This is a genomic window from Steroidobacter sp., assembly GCF_036402275.1.
In the GTDB taxonomy this organism is placed as follows: Bacteria; Pseudomonadota; Gammaproteobacteria; order Steroidobacterales; family Steroidobacteraceae; genus Steroidobacter.
Genome location: NZ_DASWTF010000053.1, coordinates 39745 through 63422, shown reverse-complemented (window position 1 = coordinate 63422; position 23678 = coordinate 39745). Strand labels below are relative to the sequence as shown.

General features: G+C 62.4%; 20 protein-coding genes. 13 read left to right on the top strand and 7 right to left on the bottom strand.

The window, feature by feature from the left end:
• Positions 1 to 250: 250 nt before the first annotated feature.
• The 3 genes from VGD45_RS32115 to VGD45_RS32105 all read left to right on the top strand — a co-directional run bounded on the left by VGD45_RS32115 (position 251) and on the right by VGD45_RS32105 (position 2876).
• The gene (locus tag VGD45_RS32115) at positions 251 to 1033 is read left to right on the top strand and encodes a SapC family protein (protein WP_331159504.1); all 783 of its coding nucleotides are present in this window, start codon (positions 251 to 253) and stop codon (positions 1031 to 1033) included.
• 139 nt (positions 1034 to 1172) lie between these two features.
• Complete coding sequence (locus VGD45_RS32110; RefSeq protein WP_331159503.1) at positions 1173 to 2336, top strand: PilT/PilU family type 4a pilus ATPase; 1164 nt, start codon at positions 1173 to 1175, stop codon at positions 2334 to 2336.
• Between the two features lie 42 nt (positions 2337 to 2378).
• Positions 2379 to 2876, top strand: coding sequence for a DUF4112 domain-containing protein (locus VGD45_RS32105; RefSeq protein WP_331159502.1), 498 nt, complete (start codon positions 2379 to 2381; stop codon positions 2874 to 2876).
• Positions 2877 to 2891: 15 nt separating this feature from the next.
• On the opposite strand, the gene VGD45_RS32100 is transcribed toward VGD45_RS32105, so the two are convergent.
• Positions 2892 to 3698, bottom strand: coding sequence for a DeoR/GlpR family DNA-binding transcription regulator (locus VGD45_RS32100; RefSeq protein ID WP_331159501.1), 807 nt, complete (start codon positions 3696 to 3698; stop codon positions 2892 to 2894).
• 156 nt (positions 3699 to 3854) lie between these two features.
• Here VGD45_RS32100 and VGD45_RS32095 point away from each other — a divergent pair, with 156 nt between their 5' ends.
• The 7 genes from VGD45_RS32095 to VGD45_RS32065 are packed head-to-tail and all read left to right on the top strand — an operon-like array spanning position 3855 to position 13401.
• A complete protein-coding gene (locus VGD45_RS32095; protein WP_331159500.1) occupies positions 3855 to 6665 on the top strand; it encodes a TonB-dependent receptor in 2811 nt (936 codons plus the stop codon).
• A gap of 12 nt (positions 6666 to 6677) precedes the next feature.
• Entirely contained in the window at positions 6678 to 8000 is a 1323-nt protein-coding gene (locus VGD45_RS32090; RefSeq protein ID WP_331159499.1) for a glycoside hydrolase family 27 protein, read from the top strand.
• Entirely contained in the window at positions 7997 to 8875 is an 879-nt protein-coding gene (locus tag VGD45_RS32085) for an EamA family transporter (RefSeq protein ID WP_331159498.1), read from the top strand. The genes VGD45_RS32090 and VGD45_RS32085 overlap by 4 nt, the downstream gene beginning before the upstream one ends.
• Positions 8872 to 10158, top strand: coding sequence for a D-tagatose-bisphosphate aldolase, class II, non-catalytic subunit (locus VGD45_RS32080; RefSeq protein ID WP_331159497.1), 1287 nt, complete (start codon positions 8872 to 8874; stop codon positions 10156 to 10158). Before VGD45_RS32085 ends, VGD45_RS32080 begins: the two co-directional genes overlap by 4 nt.
• Before the next feature lie 6 nt (positions 10159 to 10164).
• Positions 10165 to 11346, top strand: coding sequence for an SIS domain-containing protein (locus VGD45_RS32075; protein ID WP_331159496.1), 1182 nt, complete (start codon positions 10165 to 10167; stop codon positions 11344 to 11346).
• Positions 11330 to 12304 carry an N-acetylglucosamine kinase gene (locus tag VGD45_RS32070; RefSeq protein ID WP_331159495.1) on the top strand — a complete coding sequence of 325 codons (975 nt, stop codon included), beginning with the start codon at positions 11330 to 11332 and terminating at the stop codon, positions 12302 to 12304. Before VGD45_RS32075 ends, VGD45_RS32070 begins: the two co-directional genes overlap by 17 nt.
• Positions 12305 to 12348: 44 nt before the next feature.
• On the top strand, positions 12349 to 13401 hold the full coding sequence (locus VGD45_RS32065; RefSeq protein ID WP_331159494.1) for an amidohydrolase family protein: 1053 nt from the start codon (positions 12349 to 12351) through the stop codon (positions 13399 to 13401).
• Here VGD45_RS32065 and VGD45_RS32060 read toward each other — a convergent pair.
• Both VGD45_RS32060 and VGD45_RS32055 read right to left on the bottom strand, forming a co-directional pair.
• Positions 13398 to 15602, bottom strand: coding sequence for a xanthine dehydrogenase family protein molybdopterin-binding subunit (locus VGD45_RS32060; protein ID WP_331159493.1), 2205 nt, complete (start codon positions 15600 to 15602; stop codon positions 13398 to 13400). The two genes, VGD45_RS32065 and VGD45_RS32060, sit on opposite strands and share 4 nt — an antisense overlap.
• A complete protein-coding gene (locus VGD45_RS32055) occupies positions 15599 to 16057 on the bottom strand; it encodes a (2Fe-2S)-binding protein (RefSeq protein WP_331159492.1) in 459 nt (152 codons plus the stop codon). The genes VGD45_RS32060 and VGD45_RS32055 overlap by 4 nt, the downstream gene beginning before the upstream one ends.
• Positions 16058 to 16280: 223 nt before the next feature.
• On the opposite strand from VGD45_RS32055, the gene VGD45_RS32050 reads away from it, so the two are divergent.
• The gene (locus VGD45_RS32050) at positions 16281 to 17168 is read left to right on the top strand and encodes a class I SAM-dependent methyltransferase (RefSeq protein WP_331159491.1); all 888 of its coding nucleotides are present in this window, start codon (positions 16281 to 16283) and stop codon (positions 17166 to 17168) included.
• Between the two features lie 3 nt (positions 17169 to 17171).
• Complete coding sequence (locus tag VGD45_RS32045) at positions 17172 to 18554, top strand: APC family permease (RefSeq protein WP_331159490.1); 1383 nt, start codon at positions 17172 to 17174, stop codon at positions 18552 to 18554.
• Here VGD45_RS32045 and VGD45_RS32040 read toward each other — a convergent pair.
• From VGD45_RS32040 to VGD45_RS32030, 3 genes are read right to left on the bottom strand one after another with little or no spacing between them, the layout of a single operon-like run.
• Positions 18541 to 19302, bottom strand: coding sequence for a ThuA domain-containing protein (locus VGD45_RS32040; RefSeq protein WP_331159489.1), 762 nt, complete (start codon positions 19300 to 19302; stop codon positions 18541 to 18543). The two genes, VGD45_RS32045 and VGD45_RS32040, sit on opposite strands and share 14 nt — an antisense overlap.
• Positions 19303 to 19335: 33 nt before the next feature.
• Positions 19336 to 19944, bottom strand: coding sequence for a TetR/AcrR family transcriptional regulator (locus VGD45_RS32035; RefSeq protein WP_331159488.1), 609 nt, complete (start codon positions 19942 to 19944; stop codon positions 19336 to 19338).
• Positions 19944 to 20378: a hypothetical protein gene (locus tag VGD45_RS32030; RefSeq protein ID WP_331159487.1), complete on the bottom strand. Its 435-nt coding sequence runs from the start codon at positions 20376 to 20378 to the stop codon at positions 19944 to 19946. Before VGD45_RS32030 ends, VGD45_RS32035 begins: the two co-directional genes overlap by 1 nt.
• 150 nt (positions 20379 to 20528) lie before the next feature.
• On the opposite strand from VGD45_RS32030, the gene VGD45_RS32025 reads away from it, so the two are divergent.
• Positions 20529 to 22148: a tetratricopeptide repeat protein gene (locus tag VGD45_RS32025; RefSeq protein WP_331159486.1), complete on the top strand. Its 1620-nt coding sequence runs from the start codon at positions 20529 to 20531 to the stop codon at positions 22146 to 22148.
• Here the strand turns inward: VGD45_RS32025 and VGD45_RS32020 are convergent.
• A complete protein-coding gene (locus tag VGD45_RS32020; RefSeq protein ID WP_331159485.1) occupies positions 22137 to 22976 on the bottom strand; it encodes a 5'-3' exonuclease in 840 nt (279 codons plus the stop codon). The genes VGD45_RS32025 and VGD45_RS32020 overlap by 12 nt on opposite strands.
• Positions 22977 to 23678 lie beyond the last annotated feature (702 nt).

Here is a 23678-nt window from a genome sequence, read left to right as displayed (position 1 = left end):
TGAATTTACCGGGCTTCGACGCGAGCCGGGTTTCATGTCTGACAATTTCTCGGCCATGACAGCGCGAGACTATGAATATCGGCAGTTCGCGACTCCCGATGGGCGGAGGCTCGCTTCAGAAGCGCGTGTCCATGACGTGGAGCACAGTTCCGGCGTGGCTGGAACGACGACGCCACCGTCAACAATTTAGCGTTGCCGCGCGCGGGGTTGCGGTGACAAAATCGCGCGCCTTCAACGAAACGGAACGCACATGACTGACGCCGCTGCCGCGCCCGCCGCCGGGCCTGCTCCTCTGCCGATGTTCTATAAGAACCCGATGCCCCTCGAGCCGCAGCGTCATGCGGCAGCCGGGCTGAAGCCGCAGAGCGATTTCCTTTTTGCCGCCGGCACCAATGCGCTGCCGCTCACGTCGACCGAGATGGCGTATGCCGCGCGCACCTATCCGATCGTGTTCTCGACTAGCACGCCGACCGTGCCGTTCGCTGTCGTGGGTTTGCGTGAACACGAGAATCTGTTCGTGGACGCGCAGGGCGCCTGGCGTGAGGACTGCTATATCCCGGCGTATGTTCGTCGTTATCCGTTCATCTTCTCCGAGGTGCCGGAGACTCAGCGCCTGGTGTTGTGCATCGACGAGGGCGCGGACTGTTACGAAGCCACGTCCTCGCGACCGCTGTTCGCCGACGGCAAGCCGACTGAAGCCTTGCAGCGCGCGCTGCAGTTCAACGAGACCTTCCAGCAGCACTATGTGGACACGCGCCGTTTCGGCGAGTGGCTGGACAAGAACAACATGCTGGAAGATCGCATGGCTCGCGCCGATCTCGGCGCCGGTCAGACGTTCACCTTGCGTGGATTCCGGCTGATCAATCCGGAGCGCCTGCGCGTGCTGGAAGACTCGCAGGTGCTCGAGCTGCACAAACGCGGCTGGCTGCCGTTGCTGCATTTCCATCTGCAGTCGTTGCACAACTGGGGCCTGCTCGGCTCGCTGACTCGCGCGCGCGGCGGCGCTCAGCCCTCGCAAGCCAAGCCGTCGTAATCGTCCCGTCGCATCTCATTCGAGATTGCCGGCCGCGAGGGCGCCCCTCGCGGCCGGATAACGAGAACCATCCGTCATCTTTTTCCGCGCCAGTTGGCTAGCATCCGGCGTTTGCGAAGGATGCAGGCAGGAAAGACCGATGGGCGCGCTGACGGAAGAACAAGCCAAGTCGTACATCGTCAAGCTGTTGACGGCCATGAGCCAGGCGGGCGGCTCGGATCTGTTCGTCTCCAAGGACTTTCCGCCGTCCATGAAGCTGCAGGGCGCGATGAAGCCCATGACGCAGCAGAAGCTCACCGGCGAAGTGACGCGGGCCCTGGCGCACTCGTTGATGAACGAGCGCCAGCGCGAAGAGTTCGCCCGCGATCTGGAATGCAACTTCGCCATCTCCGTGCCTGGCGTGGCTCGCTTTCGCGTCAACGTATTCGTTCAACAGCAGAACGTGGGCATGGTGATCCGCACCATCGCCAACGACATTCCTGATCTGGCCAAGCTCGGCCTGCCCGACACGCTCAAGGACATCATCATGACCAAGCGCGGCCTGGTGCTGGTGGTGGGCGCGACGGGCTCGGGCAAGTCCACGTCGCTTGCGGCGATGATCGATCATCGCAATCGCACCTCCGCCGGCCACATCGTCACGGTCGAAGATCCGGTGGAGTTCGTGCATCAGTCGCGGCAGTCGCTGATTACGCATCGCGAAGTCGGCATCGATACGCACTCCTGGCACAACGCGCTCAAGAACACGCTGCGGCAGGCGCCGGACGTGATTCTGATCGGCGAAATCCGCGATACGGAAACGATGGAGCACGCCATCACGTTCGCGGAGACCGGGCATCTGTGCCTCGGCACGCTGCACTCGAACAGCGCCAATCAGACGCTCGATCGCATCATCAACTTCTTCTCCGAGGACCGGCGCAAACAACTGCTGATGGATCTTTCCAGCAATCTGCGGGCGATCATTTCTCAGCGCCTGGTGCGCACCGCCGATGGCAAGGGGCGTCGCGCGGCGGTGGAGATTCTGCTGAACACGCCGATCGTCTCGGACAAACTGCTCAAAGGCGAATTCCACGAGATCAAAGCCATCATGGCCAAGTCTCAGGAACTGGGCATGCGCACCTTCGACGCCTCGCTGTTCGAGCTGTACAACGAAGGGGCGATCACCTTCGACGAAGCCATCAAGAACGCCGATTCCGCGAACGAGCTGCGCCTGAACATCAAGCTCAACGGCCGCGTGCAGCCAACCGAAGCGCTGTCGCTCGCGCCGGCCGCGCCCGAAACGAAGGATGATGCCGCGGCGGCTTAGCCGGGCTCGGAACCAAGACAAGCGGAGCGCGTTCCAACAGGGATGAGAACCGTCACCGGCACCGTGATCCATCCCAACGGCAGCGCCGACAGCGCCGAGCGTACCCGCCGTCTGCGCACGATCGCCTGGCTGATGGACAACTCCATCCCGCTGCCCGGCGGGTTTCGCATCGGCATCGACGCGCTCATCGGTCTCGTGCCTGGCGTCGGTGACGCGGTGGGTGCGCTGATCTCCGCTTACATCATCAATGAAGCGCGGAGCATGGGCGCGCCGCGCAGCGTCCTGATCCGCATGATGAGCAATGTGATGATCGAGACGCTCATCGGCGCCATTCCGTTCGCGGGCGATCTGTTCGACGCCGCTTTCAAAGCGAACAGCCGCAATCTGGCGCTGCTGGCGCGATATCAGTTGGATCCGGTCGGCAGTCGACGCGGTAGTCGCCTGTTCGTGGTGGGCTTCTTCCTGCTGCTGGCGCTGCTGGTGGCACTGATGATCGCGATCCCAGTGCTGATCGTGTTTGGGATCGTGCAGCTGTTTTGATCGGACCTGATTCGATCACACCAGGCGTACGTCGACGCCTTGCGCTCGGATGGCCTCGATGCACGCAGGATCCGCGGCGCTGTCAGTGATCAATACATCCATCTGATCCACCGGCGCAATCACCGACAGATTCCGTCGCAACAGCTTGGACGAATCCGTGACGGCGACGACGCGCTGCGAGATGCGGATCATCTGCGCGTTCAACTGAGCTTCCAGCACGTACGGCGTCATCAAGCCGATCTGCGGATCGAGGCTGTCCACGCCTAGAAACAATACGTCCGCGTGCAACGTGCTCAGCGCCTGCTCGGCTTGCGGGCCCGAAAGAGAAAAAGACTTCTGGCGCAGTACGCCGCCGGGAATGATCACGTTCACGTGCGATGAGTTCGCGAGCAGCACGGCGATGTTGAGCGCGTTCGTGATGACGTTGATGGATGCGAGTTTCAGCGTCCGGATCTGCTTGGCGATTTCGGCGGTGGTGGTGCCGGAGTCCAGGATCACGGTTTCGCCATCGCGAATCATTTCAGCCGCCGCCGCGGCGATTCTCACTTTCTCCGCGCGATGCAATGTCTGTTTGACGTTGATCGGCAGCTCGTCGCTGTCGCCCCGTGGCAATGCGCCGCCATGCGTGCGCACGACGACGCCCATCTGTTCGAGCGCCGACAGATCCGTACGAATGGTGACAGCGGAAACGCCGAAATTCTCGGCGAGCTCGGCCACAGTTCCTTGGGTATTGGTTTCGATGAGCGAGCGAATGCGTCGCCGGCGCTCTTCCATCGACACTGCGCCGTGGCCGGCGCGAGGGCTGTTTTTGAGCTTGGCCATGGTTGCGGTTCTACTTTCGTTTCAATCCGAGTGAAAGCATAACCCATCTATTCTTGCGTTCCAATCGAAAACGAAAGTAAACGAAAGTTTCTTGTACTTTCGATTTCCGTCGCATAGGATGACCGCGCCTGGCCAAAAAGCCTGCGGGGATGTCCAATGTCTTACACATATAAAGCCGTCTCTCTTGCCGTCCTCGGCGTCACGCTCGGCGCTTCGGCGCTGGCTCAAGATACGAACGAGGAGCCCTCGACAGGGCAGCTCGAAGAGATCGTGGTGACCGGAACGCGAGCTGCGCTCGCTCAGTCCCTCGGTCGCAAGCGTGAAGCACAAGTCGTGCAGGACTCGATCGTCGCCGAGGATCTGGGAAGATTTCCGGACGACAACGTCGCCGACTCTCTGTCTCACATCACCGGCATCACGCTGCAACGAACCCGCGGTGGTGAAGGGCAGTACGTCAACGTCCGCGGTCTCGGTCCCGAGTTCAGCATCGTGACGTTGAACGGCCGCATCCTCGCGACCGATGGCGATGGACGAGAGTTTGCGTTCGACGTGTTGCCGTCCGAGGTGATCTCCGGCGCGGATGTTTTCAAGTCGGCCAACGCCGTGAACCTCGAAGGCAGCATTGGCGGCTTGATCAATCTGAGCTCGGCGCGGCCGCTGGATCGGCCTGGCCTGCGCACGTCGCTGTCCGTCGAAGGCGACTACAACGATCTTTCCGAAAATACAGGCTACAAAGTCAGCGCCGTTCTCAGCGACACCTTCGCCGAGGACACCATGGGCGTCATGCTCACCGCCGTGTATCAGGACACCGAGGTGCGCTCGGACGCCGTGCACGAGTTCTATATCACGTCGGACTCGCCGGGCGAGTTCGACGCCAACGGCGACGGCGTGATTTCCGATACCGAGACCGAGCTGCTGGGACTGTGCTGTACCAGTTTCGGCACGCGCATCCAGGACAGAAAGCGCAGCGGCGTCACCGCCGTGTGGCAATGGCAGGTCAACGACAGCTTCCAGATGGCGGTGGACGGCATGTTGACGCGCCTCGACGCGCCGACGATCGGCTATCACCAGTCGTACTACGTCGAGGATTCCATCCTCGATGAGGATGCGGGGTTGCATCGCTGGAGCGACGTAAGCATTCGCGATCACTGGGTTACGGGCATGAGCATCGCGGAGCTGGTGCCGGAGATTTCCACGATCAGCGAGCATCGTGTGGTGGACACCACGCAGATCGGCTGGAATGCGGTCTGGGAGACGACCGACAGCTTGAAGTTCACGTTCGATGCGTACCGTTCGAAAGCGGAGCGGGATTCCGGCGGCAAGAACACCTGGATGGTCTCGGGCATCGCGGGCAGTCATACCGGCCGCGTCGATATGAATCGCGGCGGCATGCCGAACATCAGCGTCACGCTCGAAGACGGGCGTGACCTTGCGACGGCCCTGGGCGCCGGCGCGCTCGGCAACGCCGATTACGGTCTGCATTACATCGGACTGTCGGGTACGGATGTGACCGACGAAGTCACCGGTTTCTCCGTGGCCGGTGACATGCAGCTCGACTTCGCGACTCTGCAATCGCTGCAGTTCGGCGCCGCCGGCACCGAGCGCACCAAGGTGCGCAATACTTTCGAGAACGACACCAACGGCGGCTCGTGCCAGTACTGCAACATGTACGACACGACTTTCGAAAGCCTCGGCGCCAACGTGGTTCGCCCCGTGTCGCTGCCGAACTTCATGCGCAATGCCGGTGGCAACTTTCCACGTCGCTTCGTTTCATTCGACGCGAACGCCTATCTGAATGCGCTGCGAGCGCTCGACGGGCAGCCGATTCTCGATGAGCACGGCGATCCGACCGGCGAAGTCTACGATGCCTCGCGTACCGCGGCGGCGTTCAATCCTGTCCAGTCGTACGACGTGGAAGAGGAAACGATCGCGCTGTACTTGAATGCGAACTTCCGGGGCGATGCATGGTTCGCGAGCGCCGGCGTGCGCTGGGTGTCGACCGATACGACCGCCAGGACCGCCGTCGACAGCATCGTGTTCGTCAACGATCCGACGCCGGAGATCCCCACGTCGAGCCCCGATGTCACCTACAGCCCGGCCGAGCCGCTGACCCAGAAGGGCAGTTACGACAAATTCCTGCCATCGCTCAACGTCGGTTACTGGCTGCGTGACGATCTGTTGCTGCGTGTGGCCGCGGCCAAAGTGATGGCGCGACCTTCGCTCAATCAACTCGCGCCGACCCGCATCGACAACACGTTGGATCGCACCTATGCGGTCATCTACGACGGCAACGCCAATCTGCAGCCGGTGGAGGCGGATCAAGCGGATCTGTCGGCCGAATGGTACTTCGCCGACAAGTCGGTGTTGAGCGGCGCGCTGTTCTGGAAAGACATCAGCGGCTTCATCACGACGCAGCTGGAAGAGAACGTCGACATCGGCGTGGTGGGCAACATCGGTGGGGCGGGCGAAGCGCCCGTGCTCTACGACATCAGCCGCCCCATCAATGGCGACAAGGCAAAGGTGCTCGGCGTCGAGCTGGGATTGCAGCACTTCTTTGACAATGGCTTCGGCGTGCGCGCCAACTACACGTACACCGATACCAAATCTTATGTCGGCGGTGTGCACGTGGGGCCGCTCGAGAATGTTTCCGAATCCGCCTATTCGGTGGCGCTGTTGTTCGAGAACGATCGTTGGGATGCCCAGCTCGCGGCTGACTACAGCGGCGAGTACACCGAGCTCAGCGACGCGGTGGCCGACATGTCGCAAAAGGCCGAGCCCATCACGTGGGTGACCGCCTCGGTGGCTTACAAGATCACCGAAGCAGTGAGCGTGTCGCTGGAAGGCCGCAACCTGCTCGATGAGTACTACGTCTCCTATCTCGATGGCCGCAGCGACATGCTGAGCAACGAGGGTGGCTTCGAGACCTGGGGCCGCTCGTACCTGCTGGGCGCCAGCGCCAAATTCTAAAGAGGAGCTATCGTGATCGATCATTCGCAGCGTCGCCCCGTCGTCTTGGCATGGCTGCTCGCCGTCAGCTCGCTGGCGTTTGCTTCGGCATCGCCGGCGGCACAGCCGGCCCCACGCAGCAACGGCCTGGCGCAGACGCCGCCGGTGGGGTGGAGCAGCTGGAACAACTTCGGCGATGACATCAATGAGCAGTTGGTCATCGAGACCATCGACGCCCTGGTCGCGAACGGCATGCGCGATGCCGGTTATATATTTGTGAATCTGGATGACGGCTGGCAGCGTTACAAGGGTCAGCGGCGGGATCATCCGCTCGAATACGATCCGAAGAAATTTCCACGCGGCATCAGCTATCTCGCTGACTACGCGCATCAGAAGGGCATGAAGCTCGGCATGTACTCGGGGCCGGGACAGACCACCTGCGCGGGCTACACCGGCAGTGAAGGTCACGAAGCAGAGGATGCACGGATGTTGGCCAGCTGGGGCGTGGATCATCTGAAGTACGACAGCTGCTGCTCGCATCGTGAAGCGCCCAAGGAGGAGCTGCAGAAGATCTTCCGTACCATGTCGAACGCGCTGATGGCGCAGAAGCGCGGCATCGTGCTGCATGCCTGTCATTGCGGCTGGGGCGACATCTGGGAGTGGGCGGCCGATCTCGGCGTCAATCACTGGCGCATCGGCCAGGACATCTCCGATGATTTCAACTATCCCGGCAACCGCGAGCAATATTACTTCGACGTGCTCGATCAGCTGGATCGCGGCGTGGGCCTCGAGAAGTACTCCGGCCCCGGACACTGGAACGACTATGACATGCTGATCGTCGGCCTCGACGGCAAGAGCAAACAGCTGGTCGGCACTGGCGCATCCAACACGGAATATCGAACGCACTTCAGCCTGTGGGCCATGGTGTCATCGCCCATGCTGGTGGGCGCGGACGTGCGCAAGCTCGACGCCTTCTCGTTGGAGACACTCACCAACAAGGAAATCATTGCGCTCAACCAGGATCCCGCCGGCAACGTCGCTCGCAAAGTGCGTGACGACGGCGATCTGGAAGTGTTCGCCAAGGAGCTGGCGGATGGCAGCCATGCGGTGCTGTTGCTCAACCGAGGCGCCGCCACGGCGACCATGACGTTCAGCCCGCGCGCCGATCTGCAAGCGCCCATGGATCGCTACAGCATCCGTGACCTCTGGCGGCATCAAGATCTCGGCACGTACGACATTCCGTTCACTGCCGAAGTGCAGAGTCACGAAGCTCGCGTATTCCGCATCCGTCAGCTGGCGACCAGCGCCAACGGGCGCTCGGTCCTCGATGCGGCTCAGTCTGGGTCCGCGCAATGAAGGCATGGTTGCTTTACGCCGTGACCACGCTACTCCTCTGGGGGGTGTGGGGCGCTTTGGCCGGACTGCCGAGCGCCAACGGCGTGCCCGAAACCTTGAACTACGTCGTCTGGTCGCTGACGATGATCCCGCCCGCGATTTTCGTCCTGAGCCGCAGCGGCCAACCGTTGCAGCGGGATCGTCGCTCGATCGCCTTGGGGCTGAGCATCGGCTTGCTGGGCGCGGGCGGGCAGCTGCTGTTGTTTCATGCGGTACGCATCGGGCCGCCGTATCTCATCTTTCCGATCATCTCTCTGTCTCCGGCATTGACGATCGGCCTGTCGTTCGCGCTGTTGAGAGAACGCACTGGCACGCTAGGCGTGCTGGGTATCTTGCTCGCACTGCTGTCGCTGCCACTGTTTGACTATCGCGCCGGCGGTGAGCCCACGGGCTACGGCGGCTGGTTCGCCATGGCGCTGCTCATTCTGGCGGCGTGGGGTGTGCAGGCGTATGTGATCAAACTGGCCAACGCCAGCATGGATGCCGCGAGCATCTTCTTCTACATGATGTTGAGCGGTCTGCTGTTGAGTCCCGTGGCGCTGGCCATGACGGATTTCTCGCAGCCCATCAATTATTCCCTGGACGGGCCCGGCCTGGCCGCGGCCATTCAGCTGTTGAACGCTGTTGGTGCGCTCACACTCGTGTTCGCATTCCGTTACGGCAAGGCCATCATCGTGTCTCCGCTAGTGAATGCCGGCGCGCCGTTGTTGACCGCGCTGTTGTCGCTGTTGCTCGCAGGCGCGATGCCCGGGCCTTACAAGATCGCCGGCATCGCGCTGGCCTTGACCGCGGCGCTGCTGCTTGCCGTCCAGCCCGAGGAGTCGTCGCAGCGATGAAAACGTTGCTCGATATCGTGGCGCGACACAAGCGGGGAGAGCAGGCCGGTGTTTACTCCTTGTGCTCGGCGCATCCGCGGGTTATTGAAAGCGCCATGCGAGAGGCGGCTGCCTGCGATGCGCCGCTGCTCGTGGAGGCCACGTCGAATCAGGTGAATCAATTCGGCGGTTATACAGGGATGACGCCTGCGGACTTCCGTCGCTTCGTGCTCCAGATCGCGCGTGACGCGGGTTTCGGTGAGGAAAAGTTGTGGCTGGGCGGCGATCATCTCGGGCCCAATGCCTGGCAGCATGAGCCTGCCGATGTGGCGCTGGCGAAGTCCGCCGAGATGATTCGGCAGTATGTCGCCGCCGGCTTCCGGAAGATTCATCTCGATTGTTCCATGGCCTGTGGTGGCGATCCGCACCCTCTGCCCGAAGCGCTCATTGCCCGTCGAGCCGCGCGCCTGTGCGCCGTTGCTGAGAATACATGGCGTGAGGTGGGGGGCGAGCCGCCGGTCTATGTCATCGGCACGGAAGTGCCCGTGCCCGGTGGGGCGACGGAGTCGCTCGGAGAGCTGGCAGTCACGAGCCCGGACGCGGCCCGCGCAACAATCCAGGCTCATCAATCGGCGTTTGCCGATATCGGCCTGGACAGTGCGTGGTCGCGAGTCATCGCGCTCGTGGTCCAGCCGGGCGTCGAGTTCGATCATCACAAGGTGATCGACTATCGACCTCACAAGGCGCAGGCTCTGAGCACGTTCATCTCGCGCGACAGCCAATTCATCTTCGAGGCGCACTCGACGGACTATCAGACCGCGCCGAACCTTCAGGCGCTGGTGCGCGATCACTTCGCCATCCTGAAAGTGGGCCCAGGTGCAACGTATGCACTGCGCGAGACGCTGTGGGCGCTGGCTGCCGTCGCGCACGAACTGCCCGGTGGAGCCGCGCAGGAAGATCTGCGTACCACCGCTATCGAAGTCATGCGCAGCGATCCGCGCTACTGGCGCAACTACTATCACGACAGCGACCGCGAAACGCTCGATCTACAGTTCAGTCTGAGCGATCGCATCCGTTATTACTGGCCGCATCCGCGAGTGAAACGAGCGTATGAGTCGTTGCTTTCGAGACTGCGCAATGTCTCGCTGCCGCTCACGCTGTTGAGCCAGTTCATGCCCCATCAATACGAGGCAGTTCGAGACGGCCGCCTGCAGGCCAACGTCGACGAGTTGCTCAATGAAGGTATCGCCGTGGCGCTGCGTCCTTATATGCGCGCATGCGGCGTACCAGGTCCCCAGGAGTAAAGGTCAATGGCGACTGATTTTCCCGGCGTCGGGCACGCAGAGTTGCAAGCCCGCGGCGCCGAATGGACGGCACGCGAAATCGCGCAGCAGCCGTCCGTATGGCCGCAGATCGAGCGGCTGGTGGCTGCGCACCGCGCGCAGCTCGATCGTTTTCTGGCGCCGCTGCTGGCGAAGGGCGATTTGCGGATCGTGCTGAGCGGCGCGGGTACGTCCTCGTTCATTGGCGATTGTCTCGTGCCGGCGTTGTCCGCGAAGTTGCATCGTCGCGTCGAATCCATTGCCACGACGGACCTCGTCAGCGGGCCGCATCTGCGATTGCAGCGTGAAGTGCCTACGTTGCTGGTTTCCTTCGCGCGTTCGGGCAACAGCCCGGAGAGCGTGGCCGCGGTGGATTTTGCGGAGCGCGCGTTGGGCGACGTCCATCATTTGATCATCACGTGCAACGTAGAGGGTGAGCTTGCCAGGCGTGCGCCGGGATTACGAAGCGCGGTCTCCATCGTGCTGCCGGAAGTGACTCACGATCGAAGCTTCGCAATGACCTCGAGCTTCACTTCCATGCTGCTGACCGCCGCGCTGGCCTTCGGCGTGGTGCGTCCGGAAGGTGTCCAGGCCGTGGCCGCTTGTGCGAACACTGTGTTGATGCAAGCATGGCCGCTGGCTCAGCGCCTGGTGGGGCGCGAGTTTCAGCGTGTGGTGTATCTCGGAAGCAATGAGCTGCGAGGTCTGGCATCGGAGGCCGCGCTCAAGCTGCTGGAGCTGACCGACGGACGAGTCGTGGCGCTTGCGGAATCGACGCTCGGCTTCCGGCATGGCCCCAAGACGGTGATCAACGACCGGACGCTCGCGGTGGTGATGCTCTCGAACGACGCCTACACGCGCGCTTATGATCTGGAGCTACTCGCCGAGTTGCGGCGTGACGGGCGCGCTGGCGCTATCCTGGCGCTCGGTGCGAGGCAGGAAGGCCTGCCGGAGGGCGACAACTTGATCTATGAAGGCATGCGCGATGCTGGCGACCTCGAGCTCGCACTCGTGCACATCGTCGTCGGCCAGACCTATGCGCTGCTGCAGTCACTCGCGCTTGGCTTGACCCCCGACCGTCCGAACGCCGCAGGCGTGGTCAATCGAGTGGTTCAGGGAGTGAACATCCATCCTTGGCCGGGGCTGCGCGATCATGTTCCTCGGCGTTGACGGCGGCGGCACCAAGACTGCGTATGCTTTGATCGATATCGCCGGCCGCATTCGCGCCCGGCATGTCGGTCCCAGCGTCAGCCACTTGTCCGAAGGCTTCGCGCGAGCCACGGAACTGTTGATTGGCGGCATCGGCACGACGTTGGCGAAAGCAGCCTGTGCGCCTGCGAATGTGACATTTGCTTTCGTCGGCTTGCCCTCGTACGGCGAGGACAGCGCGACGACGCCTGCCATGGATGCCATGCCATCCTCCTTGCTCGATGCGACGCGCTATCGCTGCGGCAACGATACGGTGTGCAGCTGGGCCGGCTCACTGGGATGCAAGAATGGCATCAGCGTGATCGCAGGCACGGGCTCCATCGCCTACGGCCAATACGCCGGGCGCGAGGCGCGGGCAGGGGGCTGGGGCGAGATCATCGGCGATGAAGGCTCTGCGTATTGGATCGCCCGCGAGGGATTGAATCTGTTCTCGCGCATGAGCGATGGGCGCACGCAGCGAGGCCCGTTGTATGAGCTCGTGCGTGCTCGCTTCGGCATCTCCATCGATCTCGATCTGTGCGCTCGAATCTACGGCGAGTCGGGCAGCGTGCGTAGCGTGTTCGCCCAGTTCGCTGTGCTGGTTCACGAGGCAGCGAAAGCAGGCGATACGCAGGCGGCCGCAATTTTCGAGAGGGCGGCAAGAGAGCTGGTCGACTGCGTGGCCGCGGTCCGACGCTCGTTGTCGATTCCTTCCGGCACGAGCATTCCGGTGTCTCACAGTGGCGGCGTGTTCAATGGAGCCGCACTCACCTGCGATGCATTCCGTTCCGCGCTCGAGCATGCGAATCTCGGGTTCGAGTATCGATCGCCCTTGTACTCGCCTGAATTCGGCGCGGCGCTGTATGCGGCACAACTCGCGGGTCAGCCGCTCGATGACACGGCTTTGAATACCCTGAGAGAGCAATGCTCGGCAGCTTGAGATCAGCGCAGCTTTGGGCTGCGGTAAGCGTCCTCGGCATGGCCATGCCGACGGCAGCCCTCAGCGCCGAACAACCTCCCTATCGAAGTGACGATTTCGTCCGCGTCGAGAAGATCGACGCTCACGTCCATTTGCACGGAACCCTGCCGACGTTCATGTCACGCGCCGCCGAGGACAACATCCGGCTGCTGACGATCAACGTGAACTACGCCGACTTCCCGCCACTCGCTCAGCAGCGGAGCGATGCCTTGGCGTTCGTTCGCGCGCACCCGCATCGTGTGGCGTTCGCTACGACCTTCGATGCCGGTGGCAGCGAACAGCCGGGCTGGGAGCGCAAGGTGGAGAGGCAGTTGGCTGGCGCACTCGATGCAGGCGCGGTAGCCGTGAAGGTGTGGAAGGACATCGGCATGCAGCAGCGTGACGGCGATGGTCGCGCGGTGATGATCGATGATCCTCGCTTCACGCCCATCTTTGGGATGCTCGAAAAGCGAGGCGTCGTCGTCCTCGGCCACCTGGGCGAGCCGCGTAATGCCTGGCTTCCGATTCCCGAGATGACCATTCGCGGCGATCGCGAATATTTCACCGCCCATCCGCACTACCACATGTTCTCGCATTCGGAATGGCCGACCTACGAGCAGCAGATCGCCGCGCGCGATCGCATGCTCGATCGCCATCCGAAGCTGCGCTTCGTCGGCGTCCACCTGGCCTCGCTCGAATGGAACCTCGATCGCGTGGCGGATTTCCTCCGGCGCTACCCGAACGCCTCGGTGGACCTCGCAGCCCGCCTGCCGCACGTGCAGCTGCAGGCCAGTCTGGATCGCGACAAGGTGCGACGTTTCTTTCTCGAATTCCAGGATCGGATTCTGTACGCGACTGACATCGCGTGCCAGGGGCCGCAGGAAGACAGCGCCTGCGCCGCTCAGGCGCACGATACCTGGCTCGATGACTGGCGTTTCCTCACCAGTGCAGACACGATGCAATCGACGGAGTTCGCCACGGCATTCCGCGGACTATCGTTGCCTCGTGACGTAATCGACAAGATCTACCAAGGCAACGCGCGCCGTCTGTTTTCACGAGCATGGACTGAAGGCCATTAAGCCTTCAGCGACGTCGCCGTCACGGGCAACTTGCGGAGCCGCTTGCCGGTCGCGGCGAAGATCGCGTTGGTCAACGCCGGCGCGATGGCCGATGTGCCGGGCTCGCCGATGCCGCCGGGAGCATCGCTGCTCTTGACGATGTGCACTTCGATAACCGGCGCCTCGTTGATCCGCATCATGCGATAGTCGGTGAAGTTGTTCTGCTGCACGCGGCCCTTGTCGAAGGTGATTTCGTTCCACAGGGCGGCGGTGAGGCCGAAGTTCACGCCGCTTTCGATCTGCGCGACCACGGTGTCCGGATTGACCACCTGCCCGCAGTCGAGAGCGCACACCACGCGATGGACCCGAACCTCGCCGTCCGGTCCGACTGAAACTTCCGCCACCTGGCTCATGTAACTACCGAAGGCAAACTGCACGGAGATACCTCGGCCCACGCGCTTGCCTTCCATGGCGCGAAGGGGCCGCGACCATCCAGCTTTTTCCGCCGCGAGATCGAGCACGGTGCGCATCCGAGGAGTGTTCTGCAACAGCCGCTGTCGATAAGCGAGCGGATCCTGCTTGGCCGCGGCCGCCAGTTCGTCGATGAAACTTTCAACGACCCAGATGTTGTGAGTCGCACCCACGCCGCGCCAGAACGCGGTCGCCACCGGCGACTCATGGCGCACGTACTCCACGCGCACGTTGGGGATTGCATAAGGTTGGTCTTTGGCGCCTTCGATGGCATCGCCGTCGATGCCATTCTGCACGGCCGCGGGCGCGAAGCGGGCCATGATGGAGGAGCCGGTGATGCGATGGAACCAGGCCACCGGATTGGATTTCTCGTCGAGCCCCGCCGAGATCCGATCGAGATAATAGGGCCGGTACATGTCGTGCTGGATGTCTTCCTCGCGCGAATAGATGAATTTCACCGGGCCGCGCGCCTGTTTGGCGAATTCCACCGCGAGGCCGACGAAGTCCACTTCGAGCCGTCGACCGAAGCCGCCGCCCAGGTAATGGTTGTGAACTCGCACTTTATCCAGTGGCAAACCGGTGAGCTTCGCCGCGATGCCTTGCGCCAACGCGGGCACTTGCGTGCCCACCCACAACTCGCACATGCCGCCGCGCAGATCGACGGTGCAATTCATCGGCTCCATGGTGGCGTGCGCGAGATAGGGCATCTCATAAACAGCCTCGATCTTGCGAGGCGCGCGGGCGATCGCGTCGAGCGCTTTGCCATCGTTACGAGCCACCGCGCCTTGTTTGTCCGAGGCGGTGCGCAGCCCTGCAACCAGACTCTGCGTAGTCATGGTCGCGTTGCTGCCATCGTTCCATGTCGGCGCCGCTGCCGCGAGTCCCTGTTTGGCAGCGCCCATGTGATCGGCGAGCACCGCCACCGCGTGGTCGAGCTTGATGACCTGTCGCACGCCTTTGACGGCGAGCGCCTTCTTGTCATCGGCCGATTGCAACTTGCCGCCAGGCACGGGCGAGATGGCCACGCTCGCGACGCTCATGTTCGGCAATCTCACATCGATGCCGAAGACAGTGCGGCCATTGACCTTGTCGGCCGAGTCGAGACGTTTGAGGGGCTTGCCGATGAGTTTGAAGTCCTTGGGTTGTTTGAGCGCGACTTCCTTGGGCGCCGGCAGCTTCGCCGCGGCATCCACGACGTCGCCGTAGTTGAGGGCGCGGCCGCTTGCTTGATGCGTGATCACGCCATTGCGAGCCACGCATGTGGACGGATCGACCTTCCATTGTTGCGCCGCTGCCGTGACCAGCATGGTTCGCGCGGTCGCGCCCGCTTGTCGCAGCGGCTTCCAGGTGGCCCGTATCGAGGTACTGCCGCCTGTCACCTGACCGCCCAGCAATGGATCGCCATAACGTTTGTTGTCGGCCGGAGCCTGTTCGAGCTTCACCTTTGCCAGATCGACTTCGAGCTCTTCGGCCAGCAGCATCGGCAAGGAAGTGAACGTGCCTTGGCCCATTTCCACTTTATGAATGATGAGCGTGACCTCACCGGCGCGATCGATACGAATGAACGCGTTCGGCGCAAGTCCCGAGGACTCCTGCGTCATGTTTCGAGTCGCATGTCCGACCGCGGCTTCCGGCGGCTTCTCGTTACGTTTCGGTGTTTCTGCGCCGAAGCCCGGTAACGTGAAGCCGAGCAGCAGGCCGCCGCCGGCTTGCAGAAACTTGCGGCGTGACGCCGTCAATTGCTCGTTCATGTTGTTTTCTCCGCCGCACGCTTGATGGCTGCACGAATCCGTCCATAGGTGCCGCAGCGGCAAATATTGCCGGTCATGGCTGCATCGAGGTCCGCATCGGAGGGGCGGGGCTTGGCGGTGAGCAAGGCGGTGGCCGCCATGATCTGTCCCGACTGGCAGTAGCCACACTGAACCACGTCCAGGTCACGCCAGGCCGCCTGCACCCGCCGGCCGACCGGATCCTGCTCGATGGCCTCGATCGTCACGATCTTCTTGCCCGCCACTGCCTGAACTGGAGTGACGCACGAGCGCGTCGGCTGACCGTCGACGTGCACCGTGCACGCTCCGCAGGCGGCAACTCCACAGCCGAACTTTGTGCCGGTGAGTCCTATGACATCTCGGAGGGCCCATAACAGTGGTGTGTCGGGGGCAACATCCACGGAATGGGATTTGCCATTGACGGTGAGGGCGGGCATACAGATCTCCCAGGACCGGAAGGGCTGAGGGCTGGCGTACAAGGACGCCTGTGTGCCTGGTCGGTTCCTGGTTTTGCCCGGGCTGCGCAAAGTACTGAGAGCGTGAGCTGCCGACGGATGCGCAATCCGTGCGCCACAATGGTCGATCGTTGACGTGACTGTCGGTGAACTTTCTTATCGAACGCTGCGTTAGATCCAATTAGCTCGCTAGGGGAGGAGAGCCATGCCAGTGTCGAAGCGACATCGCTTGCAGTCGTGGGCGCGCGCCTGCGGCTTGGGACTGCTGTTGATCGGTGGAGTCACCGTCCAGGCACAGAGCAACCCGACCCCGAGTCCGCAAAGCGCGCGGGACCAGTGCGAAAAATCATTCAAGCCCAGCACCGGGCAACCCGGCAAGGACGTGGTGTGGGTGCCCACCAACGATGCGTTGGTCACGCGCATGCTGGAGATGGCCAAAGTCGGCAAGAACGACCTCGTGTATGACCTGGGCGCGGGCGACGGCAAGATTGCCATCGCGGCGGCCAAGCAGTTCGGCGCTCGCGCGGTGGGCGTCGAATACAACCCGGACATGGCTCAGCTGGCGCAATGTATGGTGCGCGCCGAAGGCGTCACCGAGAAGGTCAACGTGATCCAGGGCGATATCTTCGAGACGGATTTCAGCAAGGCGAGCGTGGTCACGCTGTATCTCTTGCCCGAGCTGAACATGCGTCTGCGCCCCACGCTTTTGAAAATGAGGCCGGGCACGCGCGTGGTGTCCCATTCCTTCCTCATGGACGACTGGCGTCCGGATGAGAGCTCGGTGTCCACCGATGGCGCCGCTTATCTGTGGATCGTTCCGGCCGACGTCGCCGGCAAGTGGACGTTCAAACAGCAGGGCGGCAAAGACAGCTTCGATGTGGAGCTCACACAGACTTTCCAGAAGCTCAGCGGCACCGCCGGCAAGGGCAAGGAGGAAATCACCAACGCCGAGATGCGGGGCAATCGCATCGAAATGATGTTTTCGGAGGGCGACGTTCACACACGTGTCGTCGGCCAGCTGACAGGAGACCGGATCGAGGCGGACGTGACTCGGAACGACAAGAGCTCCACTTACATCGGCACCCGTCGTTAGCTCATGAGCACGACCTTTGAACGCGATCGAGCCGCGCAGGAGATCACGACGCGCTGGCCGGAGCCCGGCGTTCCAACGCCGACGCTGAGCGTCTTCGATGCGACCATGATTACGGTCGGCATCGTGATCGGCGCCGGGATCTTCCAGACGCCGTCGCTCGTGGCCGGCATCGCTGGCTCGCCCACGGCGATGCTCACGGCGTGGGTGTTGGGTGGTGTGCTTTCGCTAGTGGGCGCGCTCACCTATGCCGAATTGGCCACGACGTATCCGAGCGCCGGTGGCGATTACACGTTTCTGACGCGCGCCTACGGCCGGAATGTGAGTTTCCTGTTTGCCTGGGCGCGCAGCATGGTGATTTGCACCGGCTCGATCGCCTTGCTGGGTTTCATTCTCGGCGATTATCTGTCTCGGCTATTCAGTCTTGGGCCGTATTCCTCCGCGATGTATGCGGCGCTGGCCGTGATGGTGTTGACCGTCATCAATCTGATCGGGCTGCGCGGCTCCTCGCGAATGCAGAACGCATTGACGTTGCTCGAGATCACGGGCGTGCTGCTGGTCGCAATTGCAGGCATGACGCTGGAACCTGCGGCGCCTGTCGCTACCGCGTCGGCTTCGGAAGGCTCAGGGGCTTTCGGCCTGGCGATGGTGTTCGTGCTGCTGACGTTTGGCGGCTGGAACGAGGCGGCGTACGTTTCGGCGGAGGTGCGTGGCGGGCCTCGCTCGGTCGTACGTACGCTGGTGATTTCAATCGGCGTCATCACGCTGGCTTATCTGATCTTTGTGATGGGCGTGCTGCACGGACTCGGCTTCGAGCAGCTGAAGGCCAGCCAGGCAGTCGGCGTGGATGTGATCGAGCGGGCTTTAGGACCGGTCGGCGGGCAGATGATCGGCGTGATCGTCGCCATCGCAGCGCTCACCTCGATGAACTCCACCATGCTCGTCGGTGCGCGCAGCAACTACTCGGTGGCCCAGGATTGGCCCGTGCTGCGCTTCATGGGGCAATGGCAGGGCGAGCGTCACGCACCCGTCGTCGGCTTCATCGTTCAAGCCGCGATTGCACTCGCCTTGATCGTGTTCGGTGCGATCGAGAAGGATGGCTTCTCCACCATGGTGGAGTTCACCGCTCCGGTGTTCTGGTTCTTTTTCATGCTGAGCGGCATAGCGTTGCTGGTGCTACGGCGCCGAGATCCCGAAAAACCTCGGCCGTTTCGCGTGCCCTGGTATCCGCTGCTGCCGCTGGTGTTCGTCGCGACCTGCGCTTATCTGCTTTATTCCAGCATCACTTACGCGCAGTCGCAGAACGCCGGCTACGTCGCGCTCGTGGTGATGATCAGCGGCGCGCTGGTGTTGCTCGGGATCCGCGTTCGCAGGCTCAAGGCGCCTTGAGACCTTTGCCCGTCGCTGCCCAATAGATGCCGCCGTAGAGATGGTGCAAGAACTGCTGGTCGGCGTAGGTCGCCGGCAGATGTCCCAACCCCGTGTAGAAGGCGCGGCCGCCGTCATAGGTTTGATACCAGCTGATCGGATGGAAGGGCGCCGTCTTCGCTTCCGCGCGTCGCTGCTCCGAAGGCTGATACGTCGACTCGTCCACCGACAATAGATAATGCAGGCCCGGCGAGCGCGAGGCGTCGAATTCGTACCATTCCTCGGTGGTCAAAAAGCGCGGTGCGAAGCGCTCCATGCCCGGGAAATTCCGGTTCTCGACGTTGATCGTCGCGGTCTGGATGGCCGGATGACGGACGAACATATGGCCGAGCATCTTGTTGTACCAGGGCCAGTCATGCTCGGTGTCCGCCGCGCTGTGCACGCCGACGAAGCCGCCGCCGTTGCGAATGTAGCGTTGGAAGATCGCTTGCTGCTCGTCGTCGAGAACGTCGCCGGTGGTGTTCGCGAAAATGACGACGGCATGCTTCGAGAGCATCTCGTCCTTGAACAGGCGATTGGGGTCTTCCGTCCAGAACACCTCGAAGTGATGCAGCTTGCCCAGCCCGCGAATCGCGGTGACGGCTTCGAGAATCGACTCGTGATGCCAGGTGCCGGTCCGGCTGTAGACCGCGACACTGAACTGCTGCGCCATCGTGACCGGCGCGACCGAGCAACCCAGCAGGCTCAACCAGATCTTCCAATGCTTCATGGGACAACCGTGTGCGAGGAGACGGCGCGCATCTTAACGCACGGCGAGCGAGCGCTCGACGAACGTCGTCAGCATGCGGATCAAGCGGGCGCGATTGACCTTGGGGTTGTCGGCGATGGCGGCGTCGACGCCGCCGTGGAATGCATGGAACAACATGATCGCAGTGGAGCGGGGCTGCTCCGCGCTCCACGCGCCGTGCTTCGCACCCTCGCTCAACATTTTCGTGAGCTGATCGATCGCCGGGTTGTCGCTCATGGCCTTGCGATCGTAATGCTCGATTTCATGGAAGATCACGTCGTGGAGGGCGACCTGGTCGAGATAGCCCTCGACGATGGTTTTCACCCACACCTGCAACCGGGCGCGCCATTGATTCGCGCCGCATTTCTCCATGGCGGCGTCGAGACGGGCGCAGAAGTCGTTGACGAATCGCTCCTGGAGCGCGGTGAGGATGGCTTCCTTGGAGGCAAAGTACAGGTAGAACGTGCCTTTGGCGACGTCGGCGGCGCTGACGATGTCGTCGATGCTGGTGCCGCCGATGCCTTTTTCGAGGAACAGCTGTTGAGCTGCATCCAGCAACTCTTCACGACGCAGCTCCGCTGGCTTGGTACGGGGCCGACCCCGGGCTCGGGCTGGCGCCGTCACTATGCGACACCGGCGAGATTGGCTTCGATCGCCGTGCGGTTGATCACGAGCTCGTGCGGCCGGAACGCGCGTGCTTCGAGCCAGCACAATGCGGTGCTGACCGAGCCGAACGTGGCGGCGGGCACGCCCAACAGGGAGTGTGTACTGATTTGAGGCATCTTCTCGTAATAGGCGCCAGGGATGACGGACGCGAGGCCCATGACATTGCAACGGATGGCGCGCCGCTGCCCATCGAGCCACCAATGCAACCACCGGTCGCGCTCGGCGAGCAGGGCGGTGTCGCCGCCTGGAAAAATCTGCAGGGCCGCGAACGGCTCGTTCCATGACAACCAGTCGCGCCACCGGGCCGCGACATCCCGCAGATCCTCTGCTTTCCTGCGACCGTCGATGATGGAGACGACCAGGGGCCACTGACTGACGTCATGCTGTGTCATGCCGGCAAATAATGACTGGCGGTCAGTCACTAGTCAAGTCAAATGCGAACGGATCGCATTTGTCAGGTCTCGGGGGCGGAGCGATTGGACGATTGCAACTCGGCCGAGGTGCGCCCAGGCTGGTGCGGTCACGAAGCAATGGGTGCGACCATGAGCAGAGTGCAACTGGCGTTGCTGACTACCGTGCTGGCGGCAGCGCCGGCGTTCACTGCCGAGCACGACCGTCACGCGCTCGGGAAAGTGGAATTTCCTGTCTCGTGCTCGGCGCCGGCGCAGGCGCAGTTCAATCATGCGATGGCGCTGCTTCATCACATGACTTACCCGCAAGCTCGGGAGGCTTTCGAAAAAACCATCCAGATCCAGCCAGAGTGCGCGATGGCGCATTGGGGCGTGGCGATGACTTTGTTTCAGCCGCTCTGGCCGACGCGGCCGAATGCGGCGGCACTGGCGCGCGGTTGGGAGGAGGTGCAGAAAGCGAAGCGCTTGCAGGCGAGTCCGCGCGAGCGACAGTTCATTGCCGCGGCCGAGGCATTCTTTACGCAGCCCGAGTCGCCGGATTATTGGGTGCGCATTCGTCGTTGGGAAGCGGCATCAAAGCAAGCCTACGAGGCGTTGTCAGGCGATGACGAAGCGGCACTGTTCTACGCGCTCTCGCATCTCGCGACCACACCAGCGAGCAGCAGCTCTCGCGAGCACGCAGACAAGGCGGCGGAAATTCTGCTAGCGGTTTATGACAAGCAGCCAGACCATCCAGGCGCCATGCATTATCTGGTGCACGCCAATGATGTACCCGGTCGCGAGCGCGAGTTGCTGGACGTCACGCGAAAGTACGACGCCATCGCGCCGAATAATCCGCATGCGTTGCACATGCCCACTCATATCTATACGCGGCTGGGCGACTGGAACGGCTCGATCAAAGGAAATCTGCGCGCCGCCGAAGCGTCGTTGCTGCATCCGGCGGGCGAGAAGGGCGAATTGGTTTGGGATGAATTCGCGCACGCCATCGAATATCTGATGTACGCGTATTTGCAGCAGGGCGCGGACGCACAGGCCGCCGAGCAACTGAGTCGCCTGCGGCGGACGCAACGAATGGAGCCGACGTTCAAGACCGCATTTCATCTGGCGTCCACACAAGCGCGCTTTGCACTGGAGCGGCGTGCATGGGACGAAGCGTTGCAGATTCAGCCGCGCACCCCCGCCTACCTCGATTGGGATCGTTTCATGTGGGCAGAAGCCATCGCGCAGTTCGCGCATGGCCTCGGCGCCGCGCACCTCGGGAAGAACGATGAAGCGCAAATGGCAATCAAGCGGCTCTCGGAGTTGGAAGGTGTCGCTCGCAAGGCCAACGAAGAGCTGTTTGCACGCAGTATCAAAGTGCTCCAGCTCGAACTGACGGCTTGGTCGTCGTACGAACGAGGCCAGAACGCGCGAAGCATCGAGATCATGCGTGAGGCAGCGGAGTTGGAGAGCGTCACTCCGAAACATGCCGTGACGCCGGGTCCGACGCTGCCTGCCTTTGAGCTTCTAGGCGACTTGTACATCGCGCAGGACAAACCCGCCCAAGCGTTGGCCGCCTATCAAAGCTCGCTGAAGTCCTATCCCCGGCGGTTCAACAGTTTGCTGGGCGCTGCTCAGTCGGCTCGAAACATCGGCGATACCGCCAGGGCGAAGGCGTTCTATGCGGAATTGATCGAGATAGCGGCGCCCGATTCGCCGCGCCTGCAAGTCAAGGAAGCTCGACAGTATGTCGCAGGAAGCTCAGGTCGCTGACGCGAGCTTCGCTGCCGCCTTTCGACAGCGGTCCAACAGGCGCGCATCGCCTGACTGGTCGGCGTAGGCCACGAACTCCGGCGTCGGCCCGCGCCATTCGAGTGCGTCGACGCTGTCGAAGAGGCGAGCGTCGGTGCGCAGCGTCGCGAGCCGCTTGAACAGCAACGCAAGTTCCAGTCGCTCACCCAGCGTTCCGGCGGGGAACTCTTCGATGGCGCCAAATTTGTTGACCATCCGGGCGGCGCTCACCTTACCGATGCCTTCGAGACCCGGATAACCATCCGCGGCGTCGCCGACCAATGCCAGGAAATCGGGAATCAGCGCCGGCGGCACGCCGAATTTTTCGTGGACCGCCTGAGCGTTGCGCATCTGTTTGCTCTTCCGATCCATCTGCACGACCCGCTCGTCACGCACACATTGCGCGAGATCCTTGTCCGGCGTCCAGATGCACACCTTCTGAACGCGCGCATCCTGAGCAGCCAGATGCGCCGCCGAGGCGAGCGCGTCATCCGCTTCGAGCTCCACCATCGGCCAGCACACCACGCCCATCGCCTTCAATGCGCGCTCCAGCGGGTGAAATTGCGCCCACAGTGCCGGCTCGATGCCGTCGCCCGTTTTGTAGCCGGGCCAGAGCTGGTTTCTGAAGGACTCGATGACGTGGTCGGTCGCCACGCCGATGTGAGTCGCTCCTTGCTCGATCAGCTCCAGCACCGTGTGCAACACGCCGTTGGCCGCGCCGAGCGGCTTGTCCTGGCCCTTGTTGAAGCGACGCAAGCCATAGAAATGGCGAAACAACTCGTACGTGCCATCGACCAGGTGAATGACCATGCGTGCGCCTGCGGAGAATCGGACGGGTAGTCTGACACGCGCGCCCGATTCCGTCGCGACGGCCCTACGCGTTTCCCCAAAATGTGGAACAGGTCACTCGGCGTGGCAATGGTAACGTGACCATCGACGATGCTTCGACATGATCGGCCTCTCCGATGTCGACGAACATGCGGGCGCTGTCCGAATGGATCATCGTCATTCCGATTCGAACATGCGTAGTTCGTACATCCGAAGGCGATGTGAAATCTTGGAATTCTCAAGCCGCAGCTGCGAGCACTTCCGTCCGCTCGATCGTCGGCTTATCTCGCACCGATCTTCCCACACGTTTCTGCAGAAACGCCAACTGTCAAATTAGACGGATTCTACAATCGCATTTGCGAGCCAAGTCGTCTCACGCGGAGAGGCGATCGCTCCCGGCGAACACGACACTCCATGAGCCCGCGGCGAGAAACGCCGTGCACGACCTGGGTGCAGAGAAGGCATCGGCGCGGGCTCGTTGCCTTGTAGTAAGCGTTTGTAGGGACGGAAGTCCCGGATTTCAGCCGGCGCGATTCGGGCGTTTCGCAGGGCTGCGAGGGAATAGACGCATCTTTGCCCATCCGGGGCGTCGTACACTCTTCAATAGCTATGGTCAGCTTTCCTCGTAGGGTTGGCTGTGGTCAGGCGCCCGGCAGGTGTTCTCAGCACCTCCAGGCGCCGCTT